The following is a 15,055-nucleotide window of genomic DNA, read 5'->3' as shown; positions in this document are numbered from 1 at the left end:
TTGACGCAGCCGCCAGGGGGACATGCTCATTCTTGGGCTCGAAGCGTGGACATAATGCCGGTATGTCCGTCCGCCAGCGCGTGGGGAGGGCATGTCCCGTGGGTGTGGGGCGCTCGCGGACAAGCAACCGAGGAGCATGCCCGTTCTTGATGCTGCCCGGGGGACATGCTCATTCCTGACGCAGCCGCCAGGGGGACATGCTCATTCTTGGGCTCGAAGCGTGGACATAACGCCGGTATGTCCATCCGCTGGCGCTTGAGGAGGGCATGTCCCGCGGGTGGGAGGGGTCGCGGATCGTGGCGTCAGTGGCACCGCCTAGACTTGTTAACACCATGGATATGTTGTTTGACCCCTATGCCGACGGACCCCTCCAAGCTGCCTCCACCCCGGCCGCGCCCGCCAAAGCGTCCGAAAACCCGGGAGCTGGCAGCGGCCTGCCGGACCTGGGATCTGCCCCCGGCTTCGGGTCCTCCGGAAGCCACCCCGGCGGGAGCAACGGCGGAAGTCACCACGTCGGAGGCCACAACGGGAACTCCCGTGGACACGAGGACCGGGACCGCCCCAGGCTCCCCAACGCGGATGAGCTGCTGCAGGGACTGAACCCTCAGCAGGAGGAAGCAGTCAAGCACGCCGGCGGCGCATTGCTGATCGTCGCAGGCGCCGGCTCCGGCAAGACCCGCGTGCTCAGTAACCGCATCGCCTACCTGATCGCCACCCGGCGCGCGCACCACGGCGAGATCCTGGCCATCACCTTCACCAACAAGGCCGCCGCTGAGATGCGGGAGCGGATCGAACTGCTGGTCGGCGGCCGGGCCAAGACCATGTGGATCTCCACCTTCCACTCCTCCTGCGTCCGGATCCTGCGGCGCGAGGCGGCCAACGTCGGCCTGAACTCCAACTTCTCCATCTACGACTCCGCCGACTCGCTCCGGCTGATCACGCTGGTGGCCAAGAACCTGGACCTGGACCCCAAGCGGTTTGCCCCCAAGGCCATCCAGCACAAGATCTCCGCGCTCAAGAACGAGCTGATCGACGCGGACAGCTACGCCTCCAGCGCCAACTACAGCGACCCCTTCGAACAGGCCGTCGCCGAAGTTTTCAAGGGCTACACGCAGCGCCTGCGCCAGGCCAACGCGATGGACTTCGATGACCTGATCGCCGAGACCGTCTACATGTTCCGCGCCTTCCCGGCGCTCGCCGACTCCTACCGGCGCCGTTTCCGGCACGTGCTGGTGGACGAGTACCAGGACACCAACCACGCCCAGTACGCCCTGGTGCGCGAGATTGTCGGCGAAGGACCGGGCGCCGCCGAACTCACCGTCGTCGGCGACTCCGACCAGTCCATCTACGCCTTCCGCGGCGCGGACATCCGCAACATCGTGGAGTTCGAGAAGGACTACCCGGATGCCCGGACCATCAAGCTCGAGCAGAACTACCGCTCCACCCAGACCATCCTCAGCGCCGCCAACTCGGTGATCTCCCGGAACCCCAACCGGCCGGAGAAGCGGCTCTGGACCGCCGAGGGCGACGGCGAGAAGATCGTCGGCTACGTCGGCGAGAACGAGCACGACGAGGCCCAGTTCATCGCCAAAGAAATCGACCGGCTGCAGGACGAGGGCAACCTCCGCCCCGGCGACGTCGCGATCTTCTACCGCACCAACGCCCAGTCCCGGTCCATCGAAGACGTCCTGGTCCGCGTCGGGCTGCCCTACAAAGTGGTCGGCGGCACCCGCTTCTACGAGCGCAAGGAAATCAAGGACGCGCTCGCCTACCTGCGCGTGCTGGTCAACCCGGACGACGACGTCAACCTGCGCCGCATCCTGAACGAGCCCAAGCGCGGCATCGGCGACCGGGCCGAGGGCGCCATCGCCTCGCTCGCGCAGCGCGACCGGACCTCCTTCATGGCCGCCGCCCGCCGCGCCGAGGAAGCACCCGGCATGGCCACCCGCTCAGTGAACGCCGTCCTGGGCTTCGTGAAGCTCCTCGACGACCTGGCCGAGGTCGCCGCCGGCTCCGGCGCCGCCGCCGCCCTGGAAGCCGTCCTGGAGCAGACCGGCTACCTCGCCACGCTGCGCTCCAGCACCGACCCGCAGGACGAATCCCGGGTGGAAAACCTCGCCGAACTCGTCGCCGTCGTGCGCGAATACGAGCGGGACAACCCCGAAGGCTCCCTCGGCGCCTTCCTGGAACAGGTCTCCCTGGTGGCCGACGCCGACCAGATCCCGGACGCGCCGGGCGCCGATATCGATGCCGCCGTCGCCGAAGCCAAGCGCCTCGGCGTGGTCACGCTGATGACCCTGCACACCGCCAAGGGCCTGGAGTTCCCGGTGGTGTTCCTCACCGGCATGGAGCACGGGCTGTTCCCGCACCAGCGCTCCGCCACCGACCCCAAGGAGCTGGCGGAAGAACGCCGGCTCGCCTACGTGGGCCTGACCCGCGCCCGGAAACGCCTGTACCTGACCCGGTCCGAGGTCCGCAGCATGTGGGGCCAGAGCCAGTACAACCCTGCCAGCCAGTTCATAGAGGAAATCCCGGCCGAGCTGGTCGAGTGGAAACGCGAAGGATCCACCCGCCAAGCCAGCAGTTGGGGGAGCGGCGGCTCGATCGGGTCCAGCCGCTACGGCGGATCCTTCTGGGGCGCGGGCACCGCCCGCGGCACCGGGGCGGACTCCTCGGCCGGCTTCAACGCGGACGTCCCGGCCGCCATCGCCAAGAACAGGGTCCAGCCGCAGAAGGAGATCGTCGCCGTCAGCGTGGGGGACAAGGTCAACCACACCAGCTTCGGCAACGGCACCGTGCTGGCCGTCGAAGGCGCGGGGGACAAGACCGTCGCGAAGGTGAAATTCGGCGTCGGCGAGAAACGGCTGCTGCTGCGGTACGCCCGGCTCACCAAGATCAACGCGTGACCGGACCTCAAACCCGCCCCGCGGGTCCGCCGGCCAGCGCGTGCCGACAGGCATAATGGAGCGCATGCGTCGGACGTTTTTGGGGATCCTGGCCGCCTTTATCCTGGCGGTGTCCACGGCGTGCACCGTTACGCAGAAGGACCCGGACTACGTCCCGCCGGCCCCGTTGCCCGCCCTGGAGCAGCTCAAGCAGGCGCCCCTGACGGACCCGGCGTCGCTCAATGCCGGGGCGGACTCCTTGAGCTTCGTCACCGCGGACCGCAACATCGTCTGCTCCCTGACGTCCGCGCGGGGCGGCCACGTCAACCTGCCCTATGAGCAGAACGGATTCGCCGGCAGCGGGAACGGCAAGTTCGCGACCGTGCCGGTGGCGCACTGTGAGCTCGCCGCCTACCCGGAGCCCGACGCCAAGGACATCCGCGACGACTGCTCCGGCACCGGCCTCGGCTACCTGGGCGGCACGGCCCTGCTGACCCCGGACCAGGCCGTCTACGGCGAATGCCGCTCCGGCGTCACACAGCAGGAAACCGAGTACGGCCCCAAAGGCACCCGCAACGGTCCGATCTCGCAGCTGCCCGTCCTCGGGGACGGGCAGAACATCGAGCGCAACGGCCTGCGCTGCTCCGCCTACAACGGCGGGGTCGCCTGCGGAAACGTCTCCGCCGGCGTCGCATTCTTCGTTGCGCGCGACCGTTACGAGCTGATCTTGCCGGCCGCCAAAAAGCCCACCGCGGCGCCGTCGGAGGCCCCAAAAACCCCGTAATCTAGCGGTTTTTCTACGCTCAATAGAATAGTGTCCTTACTCACATAAGCGGTACTCTGGGTCGGGCTGGTCCAAACGAAGGACTAGAGTTCGAAAGAGGAGCATTGCGCCGTGTGGCTCGTTTCCAAGCTTGTCGCAGGGTGCGTTTATTCCGCAGCCCGGTAACCGCGAGTACGTGGGGTCCGGCTGTACAGAAACTACTTCGACGTAGAAGGACACTAAACCGTGGACCTGTTTGAATATCAGGCGCGCGATATGTTCGAGGCGCACGGTGTACCCGTGCTTGCTGGCATCGTGGCGCACACCCCTGAAGAAGCAAAGGCAGCTGCCGAGAAGATCGGCGGCGTAACTGTCGTCAAGGCACAGGTTAAGGCCGGTGGCCGCGGAAAGGCCGGCGGCGTTAAGGTCGCCAAGACCGCCGATGAGGCGCTGGAGCACTCCACCAACATCCTCGGCATGGACATCAAGGGCCACACCGTCAACAAGGTGATGATTGCCCAGGGTGCCGACATCGCCGAGGAATACTACTTCTCCGTCCTGCTGGACCGGGCCAACCGCAACTACCTCGCCATGTGCTCGGTCGAGGGCGGCATGGAAATCGAGCAGCTCGCCGTCGAACGTCCCGAGGCCCTCGCCAAAATCGCGATCGACCCGGCCGTCGGCATCGACCAGGCCAAGGCCGACGAAATCGTCGCCGCTGCCGGCTTCGCCGAGGAACTGCGCGGCAAGGTCGCCGCCGTGATCCTCAAGCTCTGGGACGTCTTCAAGAAGGAAGACGCCACCCTCGTGGAGGTCAACCCGCTGGTAAAGACCGGCGCCGGCGACATCGTCGCCCTGGACGGCAAGGTCTCCCTCGACGAGAACGCCGACTTCCGCCACCCGAAGCACTCCGCCCTTGAAGACAAGGACGCCGCGGACCCGCTCGAGGCCAAGGCCAAGGCCCAGGACCTCAACTACGTCAAGCTCGACGGCGAAGTCGGCATCATCGGTAACGGTGCCGGCCTGGTCATGTCCACGCTCGACGTCGTCGCCTACGCCGGCGAAAACCACGGCAACGTCAAGCCCGCCAACTTCCTGGACATCGGCGGTGGAGCTTCCGCCGAGGTCATGGCAGCAGGCCTCGACGTCATCCTGGGCGACGAGCAGGTCAAGTCCGTCTTCGTCAACGTCTTCGGCGGCATCACCGCCTGTGACGCTGTCGCCAAGGGCATCGTCGGCGCACTCGCCGAGCTGGGCCACTCCGCGAACAAGCCGCTGGTCGTCCGCCTCGACGGCAACAACGTCGAGGAAGGCCGCCGCATCCTGGCCGAGGCCAACCACCCGCTGGTTACCCTGGCCGCCACCATGGACGAGGGCGCCGACAAGGCTGCCGAGCTCGCCAACGCAGCGAAGTAAAGGGACCCGACTATGTCTATTTATCTGAACAAGGACTCCAAGGTCATCGTCCAGGGCATCACCGGCGGCGAAGGCACCAAGCACACCGCCCTGATGCTCAAGGCCGGCACCAACATTGTCGGCGGCGTCAACGCCCGCAAGGCCGGCACCACGGTCCTGCACGGCGACAACGAAATCACCGTCTTCGGCACCGTCAAGGAAGCCATGGCGGAGACCGGCGCGGACGTCTCCATCGTCTTCGTGCCGCCGGCCTTCACCAAGGACGCCGTCGTCGAAGCCATCGAGGCCGGCATCGGCCTGGTCGTCGTCATCACCGAAGGCGTGCCGGTCCAGGACTCCGCCGAATTCTGGGCACTGGCCCAGTCCAAGGTCGACGCCGACGGCAAGCAGGTCACCCGCATCATCGGACCGAACTGCCCCGGCATCATCACCCCGGGCGAGGCCCTCGTCGGCATCACCCCGGCCAACATCACGGGCAAGGGCCCCATCGGCTTGGTCTCCAAGTCGGGCACTCTGACCTACCAGATGATGTACGAACTGCGCGACCTGGGCTTCTCCACCGCCATCGGCATCGGCGGCGACCCGGTCATCGGCACCACCCACATCGACGCCCTCGAAGCCTTCGAAGCTGACCCCGAGACCAAGGCGATCGTGATGATCGGCGAAATCGGCGGCGACGCCGAAGAACGTGCCGCCGACTACATCAAGGCCCACGTCACCAAGCCGGTCGTCGGCTACGTGGCCGGCTTCACCGCCCCGGAAGGCAAGACCATGGGCCACGCCGGCGCCATCGTCTCCGGTTCCGCGGGCACCGCCCAGGCCAAGAAGGAAGCCCTCGAGGCTGCCGGCGTCAAGGTCGGCAAGACGCCGTCCGAGACGGCCAAGCTGCTGCGCGAAGTCTACGCGGCGCTCTAAGTTCCACAGCACCACAGCAACGCGGGGTCACCTCCGGCCCATTCCACTCACCGGGATGGGCGCGGAGTGACCCCGCGTTGCTTTCGTTAACGCACGACGGCGGCAGGGACCGCCGCCGGGCGTCGAGTAGTGTTGAGGAAAGGCAAACCGTGCGCTTCCGGGCGCGCAGGCAGGGGAACACGATGGCAGAAGCGCGACGGACGCTGGTCGACGTCGTTGTGGACAAAGTCCTCGAGTACATCCTCAGCGGCCAGATCAAGGCCGACGACGCCCTGCCGCCGGAGGCCGACATCGCCAAGGAATCCGGTGTCAGCCGCCTGACCGCCCGGGAAGCGATGAAGGCGCTCAAGGCGCAAAACGTCGTCTACGTGAAGCGCGGCCTGGGCACCTTCGTCAATCCGCCCGAGCGCTGGACCGGCCTTGATGCGATCATGCGGGCCGCGTCGAGGGGAGTCGCCTCCGACGAGGTGGCGCTGCGCCTGCTCGAGGTCCGTCGCATGGTCGAGACCGGCGCCGCCGAACTGGCCGCCGCCCGCCACAGCCAGGCCGACCTGGCCGCCATGACCGAAAGCGTCGAGCTGATGGAAGCCGCACACCACGCGGGCGACGTCGACGCACTGACCCTGGCCGACATCACCTTCCACGACACCGTACTGCGGGCCTCGGGCAACCCCTTTGTGCCCGCCCTGCTGGGCCAGCTCTCGACCCTGCTGTACGCCATGCGGCGGGAGACCTCGGCCTTCCCCGACGTGCAGCGGCATGCCATCCACCACCACAAACTGGTCCTGGCCGCCATCGCGGCCGGCGAGCCGGCGGCCGCGCGCTCCGCGATGGACGCCCACATCACCCAGACCTTCGAGGATTACGAACGCTACCTCGCGGTCTCCAGCCGCGGTGCCGCCGCCAGCTGAGCTGCCCCGGCCTGCTGAGCCCCGCGGGCAGCGGACCCCCGCGGCGGGCTGCCCTCCGCGGCGGCCCGGCAAGCCACTGCGGCTCTTTCCCGGCCCTGTTGACGCCGTCCTGCGCTGTGATTAGAATCTCATCTAGATATCAGACATCTGACATCTAAGTCAGCCACAGAATGCCGCCAGCCAAAGGAGTCTTTATGCGCGCGCACGTCCCTTCCCAGGGCACCCTGATCACCGGTGGAGGCCCGCGATGACCTCCCTGACCGCGGCCCCCGCGTTGAGCGAACTGGGCCAGACCACCCTCCGCAAGGTCCGCCGGCGGCTGATGCCGCTGATCGTCCTGCTGTACTTCATCGCCTACCTGGACCGCAACAACGTCGGCTTCGCCAAACTGGGCATGCAGGGCGACATCGGCCTCACCGAAGCTGCCTACGGCCTCGGCGCCGGCATCTTCTTCCTGGGCTACGCCCTGCTGGAAATTCCGAGCAACGGCGGCATGTACCGCTACGGCGCCCGCAAGTGGATCGCCCGCATCCTCATCACTTGGGGCATCTTCGCCACCGCCATGTTCCTGGTCAACGGGGAGACCACCTTCTACATCATCCGCTTCCTGCTGGGCGCGGCCGAGGCTGGCTTCTTCCCGGCCATCCTCTTCTACCTGACCCTCTGGTTCCCGGCCGCGCAGCGCGTGACCGTGCTGGGCATCTTCATCCTTGCCCAGCCGATCTCCAACGCCCTCGGCGCCCCGGTCTCCGGCATGCTCCTGGGCCTGGAAGGCGTCGCCGGCCTGCACGGCTGGCAGTGGCTGTACATCATTGAAGGCATCCCGGCGATCGTGCTGGGCATCATCACGCCGTTCGTCATGACCGACCGGCCCGAGCACGCCAAGTGGCTCAAGCCGGAGGAGCGCGACTGGCTCTCCACCACCATGAGCAAGGAACTGGCCGACAAGCAGAAGTCCGGCAACCACAACTTCCTTGCCGGCCTGAAGGATCCCCGCACCCTCGCGTACTCGGCCCTGTACTTCGGCCTGGTCTGCGGCATCTACGGCCTCGGCCTCTGGATGCCGACCATCGTCAAGGCCCTCGGCAAGTTCGACTCCGTCCAGGTGGGCTTCATCGTCTTCATCCCGTACGCCATCGCCGCCGTATTCGTCTACTTCTGGAGCAAGCGCTCGGACCGCACCGGCAACCGCGTCTGGCACGCCAGCGCCAGCATGGTGCTTGCCGCCGTCGGCCTGCTCGGCGCCGGCTTCCTGCTCCCCGTCAACGCCGTGCTCGCCATGGTCTTCCTGACCCTGGCCGCGATGGGCATCTACTCCGCGATCGCACCGTTCCTGGCCATGCCGTCCGCGGCGCTGACCGGAGCCGCGGCAGCCGCCGGCCTCGCCATGGTGAACTCGCTCGGCAACCTGGGCGGCTTTGTGGCCCCGTACATCGTAGGCCTGCTCAAGGACGCCACCGGCAACAGCCAGAGCGGCCTCGTCTTCCTCGCCGCCTGCCTCGCCATCACCGCCGTCGCCACCTACCTCTACGCCCGCCACCGCCCGGAAGGTGTCTCCGCCCCCGGAGCCACCGTCCCCGCCGCAGACAGCCACTAGGAACCAGCCATGACCCAAAACAGCACCTTCCCCGCCGAGGGCACCGTCGTCCTGACCGGAGCGGCGTCGGCCCGCGGCATCGGCCGGGCCACGGCCGACCGCCTGGCCCGCGACGGCTGGTCCATCGCGATCCTGGACATCAACGCCGAAGACGCCAAAGCCGCCGCGGCCGAGATCGGCTCCAACCGGGCCGTCAAGGCGATCGGCGTCGGCGCCGACGTCTCGGACGAGGCCTCGGTGGACCGGGCCATCACCGAGATCGAGGAGACGCTGCCGCCCATCGTCGGGCTGGCCAACCTGGCCGGGATCAGCTCGCCCACGCCGTTTATGGAAACGTCCGTCGCCGAGTGGGACAAGGTCTTCGCGATCAACATGCGCGGCACCTTCATCGTCTCGCAGCGGGTACTCAAGGGCATGATCGAGCGGCGGCTCGGCCGGATCGTCAGCGTCTCCTCGATCTCCGCCCAGCGCGGCGGCGGAACCTTCTCCAAGGTCGCCTACAGCGCCTCCAAGGCCGGAATCCTGGGCTTTACCCGGGCGCTGGCCCGCGAAGTCGGCGAGTTCGGCATCACCGTCAACGCGGTGGCGCCGGGCCCGATCGATACCGACATCATGGGCGGCACGCTGAGCGAGGAGCGCAAGGCCGCCATGTCCGAGGGCATCATGATGGGCCGCGTCGGCACCCGCGACGAAGTTGCGGCGTTGATGGCGTTCCTCCTGAGCGAGGACGCCGGCTACATCACGGCCGCCACCTACGACATCAACGGCGGCCTGCAGGTCTCCTGACCCCAGGCGCCTCTGGACGTGCCGTGCGGCTCCGGCCGCACGGCACCCGGAAGGACCACAGCATGACCCACGAAACCCATCCCGCCAGACATGGCACTGCCCGCCCCGGCGTGCCGGCCGCCCCGGATCCCGCCCCAGCGCCCGTTCCTGAACCGGTGCACCTGACCGGCGCCCGGCAGCGGATCCGCGACTACCGCGCCGCCACCGGCCGGCGCACCGCCGTGCTCGACGACGACCCCACCGGCTCGCAGTCCGTGCACGGCGTCTCGGTTGTCACCGTGCTCGAGGCCGCCGAGTACGCCGCGGCGCTCGCCGAGCCGGAATCGACCTGCTTCATCCTGACCAACACCCGCAGCCTGGACGAGGCCGACGCCGTCGCACTGAACCAGGCAGCCGGGCGGGCCCTGTTCGAACTTGAGCAGCGGCTCGGCGCGCCGCTGGACCTGGTCAGCCGCAGCGACTCGACGCTCCGCGGCCACGTGATGGCCGAAATCCGCACCCTCGACGCCGTCCGGCGCGAGGTCACCGGGCGCGGGTTCGACGGCGTGCTGCTGGCACCGTCGTATTTCGAAGCCGGACGCTTCACCGCCGGGGACGTGCACTGGGCCATGGTGGGCGGGGAACCCGTGCCCGCCGGAGAAACCGAGTTCGCCAGGGATGCCACCTTCGGCTACCGGTCCTCCGACCTCAAAGACTTCGTCGCGGAGAAGAGCGGCGGCACCGTTGGCCGGGAGCAGGTGCTTAGCATCAGCCTTGAGGACATCCGCAGCGGGGGAGAGGACCGGGTCGCGGAGATCCTGCGCTCGGCCAGCGAATTGCAGCTCATCGTCGTCAACGCCACCGAGTTCGCGGACCTGGAGATCGTTGTGCTGGGCCTGCAGCAGGTCCAGCGCGAAGGCAAGGTGTTCCTGCACCGAACCGGGCCCTCTTTCGTCCGTGCGCTCGCCGGGCTCGACCCCAAGCCCACCTTGCAGGCGCAGGACATCTGGCCTGACGGCCGCCCGGCCGGCCACGGCCTCGCCGTCGTCGGCTCCCATGTGGGCCAGACAGCGCGCCAGGTCGCGGCGGCGCAGGCGCGCGGCGGCGTGACCGAGATCGAACTGTCCGTCGCCGACCTGGTCACCCCGGCCCGCCGCGGCGCGCACATCACGGACACCGCGGCCCGGGTGGTCGGTGCCCTGGCTGACTCCGACGTCCTGCTCTACACCTCGCGGTCGCTGCTCAAGGGAGCGGACGCTGCCGCCAGCCTGGAAATTGCCCGCAGCGTGTCGGCGGCCCTGATCGAGGTGGTCCAGGCCGCGCTCGCCGCGAACCCTGCGTGGGTGATCGCCAAGGGCGGCATCACCTCGCACGACGTCGCCGTGCGGGGCCTCGGCATCCGGCGCGCCACCGTGCTGGGGCAGCTGTTCCCCGGCATGGTCTCGGTGCTCCGGCCCGATGAGGCCGCACCCGGCGTGCAGGGCATGCCCTACGTCGTCTTCGCCGGCAATGTCGGCGACGAAAACGCGCTCGCCGACACCATTGAACTCTTCCGCGGCGGCACCACGTCCGCGGCCCCACGAAAGGAAGTTACCGCATGAGCAAGGTCGGATGGATCGGGCTGGGCGCGATGGGCGGGCCGATGGCGGTCATCCTCGCCGAAGCCGGGCACGACGTCGCCGCCTTTGACGTCGCCGAGGGCCGGGCGCAGTCGCTCGCCGTCCCCGGCCTGACGCCGGCGGCCTCGGCCAAGGAAGCCGTGGCCGGGGCCGACGTCGTCGCCCTGATGGTCGCGACGCCGGCGCAGGCCGATGCGGTGCTGTTCGGTGCGGACCATCTCGCCGCGACGCTGCGTCCGGGCACCGTTGTCCTGCTGATGGCCACCGTGGGTCCGGCCGCTGTGATGTCGCTGGCGGAAAGGCTGGCGGCGTTCGACGTCGAACTGGTCGACGCGCCGGTTTCCGGCGGCACCAAGCGTGCCGCCACCGGCGAGCTGCTGATGATGGTCAGCGGCTCCGAGCGGGCCCTGGCCGCGGTGCGGCCGCTGCTGGACGCGATGGCAAGTTCCGCCCCCGTGGTGGGGCCGAATGTTGGTGACGGGCAGAAGGTCAAGCTGGTCAACCAGCTGCTGTGCGGGGTGCACATCGCCGTTGCGGGGGAGGCCCTGGCCTTTGCCGAGGCCCTGGGCCTAGACCCGAAGGAGACCTGGGAGGTGCTGCGCTCCGGCGCCGCGGCGTCGTTTATGTTCGATGACCGGGGCTCCCGGATGGTGGATCCGGACAACACCGAGGTCCGCAGCGCGCTGGACATCTTCGTCAAGGACATGGGTCTGGTGGTCGACGCGGCGCGGGACAGCACGTACCCGGCGCCGCTCGCGGCCGCGGCCGAACAGCTCTACCTCAGCGGCCGGCGCGCGGGCTTGGGCCGGCGGGACGACTCGTCCGTGATCGAGGTGCTGCGCGGGCTCCAGCACTGAGATCCGTCGGGCCCAGGGGGCCGGGGGCGTCTTTCAGCCCCCGGCCTGGCTGATGGTGAAGGCCGCCAGGAAGCCGACGGCTGCAATGAGGCCCGTCAGGACATGGTGTTCCTCGAAAGCCTCCGGGATCATGGTGTCGGCAAGCATGGCCAAAATTGCCCCGGCAGCGATTGCGGTGATGAAGGCGACCATTTCTGCCGGAGCGTTCTGCAAGCCGGCGTAGCCGATGAGCGATGCCAGCCCGGAGATGAGGGCAATGCCTCCCCACACGCCAAAGACGTAGCCGGCGCTGCGGCCGGATTTCTTCATTCCCGCGGTGCTGGAAAGCCCCTCGGGAACGTTGGAGATGAAGACTGCCGCGAGCACGGCCGTGCTGACCGAGCCCCCCGAGACGAGACCGAGCCCCAGGACGACGGATTCGGGAACACCGTCGAGCAGGGCTCCGATGGCAATGGCGGTGCCGCTGCCCGGCTTGTCCTTTTCCGAAGGTTGCTTTCCGCCGGAGCGTTTCCGGTGTTTGGCACCCTGCCGGGCCAGCAGGGCGTTCGCCCCGACATAGACCAGGGCCCCGGCCAGGAAACCCGCAACGGTCGGCCAGAGGCCGCCGCCCCGTTCCGCTTCGTCAACGAGGTCAAACGACAGGGCCGAGATGAGGACTCCGGCGCCGAAGGCCATGATGGAGGAGACGATTTTCGGTGCGATGGTCCACTTCCAGGCAACGGCCGCCCCCAGGACCAGGGCTGCGCCCGCCACCGTTCCCCAGAACAGGGCCTGTACCCACATGGGCATCTTGTTCCACCTTCCACGTCGTCGTTCACTTCGCCACCAACGCGCGAGGCCCAAAGGCCCAACACCCCTGGGCCGCGGCAATGCTACCCGGGTGTACGCGGCCGCGCCTCGGTTATGACACTATAAGCATGCTTTCTAAGTTGGACCGTCGCCGGTTCGGCGAAGGGAATACCTGGGACCTGGTGTAGGTTGCAGTTGCGTCAGCCAACAACGCCAGAAAAGAGAATGCCTCCGTGGCAACCGATTACGACGAAGTACGTTCCGACGTCAAAGAATCACAAGAGCGCTCCCTCGAAGCGTTGCAGTCCGCGAACGCTCCGGACGCCAAAAGTGTCATCCGCGAGCTCGACGAGGCCGATGCCTTCGACGACGCGATGACCCCCGGCGGCGAATTCGTCGCTGAGGAGCTGATCGTGCAGGTGATTCCGCAGGCCGAGGACGAGTTCACCTGCTACTCCTGTTTCCTGGTCCGGCACCGATCCCAGCTCGCCTCCGAAAAGAATGGACACGCGTACTGCCTCGAGTGCAAAGGCTAGCGGCCGGCTCCCCGCGGGGCGGTACCGGCGGCGCCCGCAGGGGTTGCCCGGCTATAGGATTTGGGTATGGCAATCAAGGATCCGGCCGCCCGCGGCGTGAGTAGGCAGGTCCTCGCCGACCATGTTTACGAAGCCCTTCTGATCGCGCTGATGGACGGCCGGCTTGAGGCCGGCACGCCGGTCAGCATTGACGGCATGGCCCGCGAACTGGACGTCTCGCCGACGCCCGTGCGTGAGGCGCTCGCCCGGCTGGAAGCCACCGGCATGGTCCGCCGGACCGCCCTGCGCGGCTACCGGGTGGCGCCGTTGTTCACCAAGGACGAACTGGCGGACCTGATGGATGCGCGCCTGGTGATCGAACCGGCCAACGCCCTGATGGCCTGCCGCCACGCCGACGCCGGCCTTACCGCCCAGCTGGCGCAGGCCATCGAGGACCTCAAAGCCGCGCCCCGGGGGCCGTCCTTTTCCGAGTTCCGCGCCTACTGGGAAGCCGACGAACGGTTCCACCGGCTCATCGCGGAGCACGCGGACAACCAGTTCCTGCTCTCCGCGTACAACGCACTGGGCGGCCAGGTGCAGCGCTTCCGCTTCTTCGGCGGCCTCGGCGTCACCGACGCGGACTTTGCGATAGCGGAGCACACCGAGATCCTCCGCGCCTTTGAGGCCGGCGACGCCGAGCTGGCGCGCCATCAGATGATCGCGCACATCGAGGGCGTCAAGCAGCGCTCGCAGCACGACAGCGAAGTGCACGACAGCGAAGTGCGCAGCTAGGGACCCCGCACCTAGGGACCCCGAAGCTAGGCGCCGCACGGCTAGGCCCTGCGCCGCTAGCCATTGCGCGGCTAGGCACCGCGCCGTTCGGCGGCATCCCCCGCCGCGCTTTTTCGCCCCGACCGGCGGATCACTTCCTCAGAAACCCTTGACAAGGCTCTCCTCTACGATGAATCCTATAGGAAATGTGATTCAAGATCTGGAGTGACAATGTCGTACACCGCCGAAAACTGGCCCATCACCGCGGCCCTCCTGCAGTTCCCGGGCACGCGCCACGACGGAACCTCGGTCCAGGATGCCCCCGCTACGGAGTGGCAGCGGGTGTTCGAGGAAGTCGCTGACGCGGGCTTCGCCAACGCCGACCTGACCGACAGCTGGGTTCGTCCGGGGGACCTCGGCCCGGCCCGGCTGGACGAACTCAGTGCCGCCGCCCGCCATGCCGGGATCGGGCTGCCCGCCATCTCGGCAATCCGCCGCAGCGTGATCGAGGAAGCCAACTGGGAAGACAACCTGGCCTACACGCACCGCACCATCGACGCCGCCGCGCAGCTGGGCTGCGAAGTTGTCTCGATCGGCCTGCACCAGGCCCTGACCCCGGCCCAGCGCGAACAGCTCTGGTTCTGGACGGTCGAGGGCCACCGCGACCCGGCGGGGGACAAGGACACCTGGAACAAGGCCGTCACCCGCATCCGCGAGGTGGGCCGGCACGCGGCCGAGCTGGGGCTCCTGGTCTCGCTCGAGATGTACGAGGACACCTACCTTGGCACCGCGGACTCCTCCGTCCAGCTGGTCCAGGACATCGACCTGCCCAACGTGGGGCTCAACCCGGACATCGGCAACCTGATCCGCCTGCACCGGCCCATCGAGGACTGGCGGGAGATGGTCCACAAGACCCTGCCCTACGCCAACTACTGGCACGTCAAGAACTACAGCCGCGACGAAAACCGGGCGAAGGACCAGTACGTCGCCATCCCCGCACCGATGGAATCCGGCCTGATCAGCTACCGCGAAGCCTTCCAGTTCGCCATCTCCGTCGGTTTCCAGGGCATCATCTGCACCGAGCACTACGGCGGGGACGGCCTCAGCGTCACCGCCGCCAACCAGGACTACCTGCGCCGCCACGTCCTGCCCAAGCGCGACGGGTACGCCCTCGGCACCTCCCTGGTGGCCCAGGGCCGGCAGGCCCCGGCGGCCGTCCCCGCACGCTAGGAGCCCGCGCTCTAAACCGGAG

At 68.0% G+C, this 15,055-nt stretch carries 13 protein-coding genes; 12 read left to right on the top strand and 1 reads right to left on the bottom strand.

Annotated features, from left to right (window positions below):
• The first annotated feature begins 332 nt into the window (after positions 1-332).
• The 9 genes from pcrA to ABIN76_RS12165 all read left to right on the top strand — a co-directional run bounded on the left by pcrA (position 333) and on the right by ABIN76_RS12165 (position 11,728).
• Positions 333-2,906 carry a DNA helicase PcrA gene (gene pcrA / locus ABIN76_RS12205; RefSeq protein ID WP_346959956.1) on the top strand — a complete coding sequence of 858 codons (2,574 nt, stop codon included), beginning with the start codon at positions 333-335 and terminating at the stop codon, positions 2,904-2,906.
• 55 nt (positions 2,907-2,961) lie between these two features.
• A complete protein-coding gene (locus tag ABIN76_RS12200) occupies positions 2,962-3,669 on the top strand; it encodes a hypothetical protein (protein WP_346959955.1) in 708 nt (235 codons plus the stop codon).
• A 225-nt stretch (positions 3,670-3,894) separates the two neighbouring features.
• A complete protein-coding gene (sucC, locus tag ABIN76_RS12195) occupies positions 3,895-5,064 on the top strand; it encodes an ADP-forming succinate--CoA ligase subunit beta (protein WP_346959954.1) in 1,170 nt (389 codons plus the stop codon).
• A 12-nt stretch (positions 5,065-5,076) separates the two neighbouring features.
• Positions 5,077-5,979 (top strand): succinate--CoA ligase subunit alpha, encoded by a 903-nt coding sequence (gene sucD, locus ABIN76_RS12190; RefSeq protein ID WP_175322052.1) that lies wholly within the window; start codon positions 5,077-5,079, stop codon positions 5,977-5,979.
• A 182-nt stretch (positions 5,980-6,161) separates the two neighbouring features.
• Entirely contained in the window at positions 6,162-6,890 is a 729-nt protein-coding gene (locus ABIN76_RS12185) for an FCD domain-containing protein (RefSeq protein WP_346959953.1), read from the top strand.
• A gap of 247 nt (positions 6,891-7,137) precedes the next feature.
• Positions 7,138-8,487, top strand: coding sequence for an MFS transporter (locus tag ABIN76_RS12180; RefSeq protein WP_346959952.1), 1,350 nt, complete (start codon positions 7,138-7,140; stop codon positions 8,485-8,487).
• A 9-nt stretch (positions 8,488-8,496) separates the two neighbouring features.
• Positions 8,497-9,273 (top strand): SDR family NAD(P)-dependent oxidoreductase, encoded by a 777-nt coding sequence (locus tag ABIN76_RS12175; protein WP_346959951.1) that lies wholly within the window; start codon positions 8,497-8,499, stop codon positions 9,271-9,273.
• Positions 9,274-9,335: 62 nt separating this feature from the next.
• Positions 9,336-10,853, top strand: a complete 1,518-nt coding sequence (locus ABIN76_RS12170; RefSeq protein WP_346959950.1) for a four-carbon acid sugar kinase family protein — start codon at positions 9,336-9,338, stop codon at positions 10,851-10,853.
• Positions 10,850-11,728: an NAD(P)-dependent oxidoreductase gene (locus ABIN76_RS12165; RefSeq protein ID WP_346959949.1), complete on the top strand. Its 879-nt coding sequence runs from the start codon at positions 10,850-10,852 to the stop codon at positions 11,726-11,728. The genes ABIN76_RS12170 and ABIN76_RS12165 overlap by 4 nt, the downstream gene beginning before the upstream one ends.
• Before the next feature lie 33 nt (positions 11,729-11,761).
• Here the strand turns inward: ABIN76_RS12165 and ABIN76_RS12160 are convergent, their stop codons facing one another.
• Positions 11,762-12,517: a ZIP family zinc transporter gene (locus ABIN76_RS12160; protein WP_346959948.1), complete on the bottom strand. Its 756-nt coding sequence runs from the start codon at positions 12,515-12,517 to the stop codon at positions 11,762-11,764.
• Between the two features lie 233 nt (positions 12,518-12,750).
• On the opposite strand from ABIN76_RS12160, the gene ABIN76_RS12155 reads away from it, so the two are divergent.
• From ABIN76_RS12155 to ABIN76_RS12145, 3 genes are all read left to right on the top strand, one after another.
• A complete protein-coding gene (locus tag ABIN76_RS12155) occupies positions 12,751-13,053 on the top strand; it encodes a DUF4193 domain-containing protein (protein ID WP_346959947.1) in 303 nt (100 codons plus the stop codon).
• Between the two features lie 66 nt (positions 13,054-13,119).
• Positions 13,120-13,824: a GntR family transcriptional regulator gene (locus ABIN76_RS12150; protein ID WP_346959946.1), complete on the top strand. Its 705-nt coding sequence runs from the start codon at positions 13,120-13,122 to the stop codon at positions 13,822-13,824.
• A gap of 210 nt (positions 13,825-14,034) precedes the next feature.
• Complete coding sequence (locus ABIN76_RS12145) at positions 14,035-15,033, top strand: sugar phosphate isomerase/epimerase family protein (RefSeq protein WP_346959945.1); 999 nt, start codon at positions 14,035-14,037, stop codon at positions 15,031-15,033.
• Positions 15,034-15,055 lie beyond the last annotated feature (22 nt).

The sequence above is a fragment of the uncultured Arthrobacter sp. genome (assembly GCF_964021775.1).
Lineage (GTDB): Bacteria > Actinomycetota > Actinomycetes > Actinomycetales > Micrococcaceae > Arthrobacter.
Note: the sequence above shows the minus strand (reverse complement) of the source record. Positions and strands in the feature narration are given on the sequence as shown.

Excerpts from the sequence above, each read along its gene's own strand:
- ABIN76_RS12185 (WP_346959953.1), top strand. The coding sequence starts at position 6,162 with ATGGCAGAAGCGCGACGGACGCTGGTCGACGTCGTTGTGGACAAAGTC.
- pcrA (WP_346959956.1), top strand. The coding sequence starts at position 333 with ATGGATATGTTGTTTGACCCCTATGCCGACGGACCCCTCCAAGCTGCC.
- sucD (WP_175322052.1), top strand. The coding sequence starts at position 5,077 with ATGTCTATTTATCTGAACAAGGACTCCAAGGTCATCGTCCAGGGCATC.
- ABIN76_RS12170 (WP_346959950.1), top strand. The coding sequence starts at position 9,336 with ATGACCCACGAAACCCATCCCGCCAGACATGGCACTGCCCGCCCCGGC.
- ABIN76_RS12175 (WP_346959951.1), top strand. The coding sequence starts at position 8,497 with ATGACCCAAAACAGCACCTTCCCCGCCGAGGGCACCGTCGTCCTGACC.
- ABIN76_RS12145 (WP_346959945.1), top strand. The coding sequence starts at position 14,035 with ATGTCGTACACCGCCGAAAACTGGCCCATCACCGCGGCCCTCCTGCAG.
- ABIN76_RS12150 (WP_346959946.1), top strand. The coding sequence starts at position 13,120 with ATGGCAATCAAGGATCCGGCCGCCCGCGGCGTGAGTAGGCAGGTCCTC.
- ABIN76_RS12160 (WP_346959948.1), bottom strand. The coding sequence starts at position 12,517 with ATGCCCATGTGGGTACAGGCCCTGTTCTGGGGAACGGTGGCGGGCGCA.
- ABIN76_RS12165 (WP_346959949.1), top strand. The coding sequence starts at position 10,850 with ATGAGCAAGGTCGGATGGATCGGGCTGGGCGCGATGGGCGGGCCGATG.
- ABIN76_RS12180 (WP_346959952.1), top strand. The coding sequence starts at position 7,138 with ATGACCTCCCTGACCGCGGCCCCCGCGTTGAGCGAACTGGGCCAGACC.
- ABIN76_RS12200 (WP_346959955.1), top strand. The coding sequence starts at position 2,962 with ATGGAGCGCATGCGTCGGACGTTTTTGGGGATCCTGGCCGCCTTTATC.